General features: G+C 72.3%; 1 protein-coding gene. It reads left to right on the top strand.

Annotation, left to right across the window (positions count from 1 at the left end):
* Positions 1-469: phosphopantetheine-binding protein (locus ACLQ2R_RS39565; RefSeq protein WP_425966550.1), on the top strand; the 469-nt coding region annotated here is incomplete at both ends.

Consider the following 469-nt stretch of genomic DNA (forward strand, 5'->3'; position numbering starts at 1 on the left):
GCTGGTTCGTCACCCTCGACGCCCTCCCCCTGACCCCCCGCGCCAAGGTCGACCGCACCGCACTCCCCGCACCGCAGCCGCAACGCTCCTCGCTCGAGGACTTCGTCCCGCCGCTGCCCGGTGTGGAGGAGCAGCTCGCCGACATCTGGCGTCACGTTCTCGGCGTGGATCAGGTCGGGCGCCACGACAACTTCTTCGACCTGGGCGGCGACTCGATCCGCAGCATCCAGGTCCTCGGCCAGGCCCGCGACGCCGGACTGGCCTTCACCCTCCAGGACCAGCACCGTCACCCCACCCTGGCGGAACTCGCGGGGGTGACGCACCACGGCGGCGACCGGGCTCGGCGTCCGGTGCGCGAGCCGTTCTCGCTGCTGTCGCCCGAGGACCGCGAGCGGCTCCCCGAGGGCCTGGCCGACGCCTACCCGATGGCCGAGCTCCAGGTCGGCATGGTCTACGAGATGGAGCTCGA

This window comes from Streptosporangium sp. DT93 (assembly GCF_049844535.1).
Classification (GTDB): Bacteria; Actinomycetota; Actinomycetes; order Streptosporangiales; family Streptosporangiaceae; genus Streptosporangium.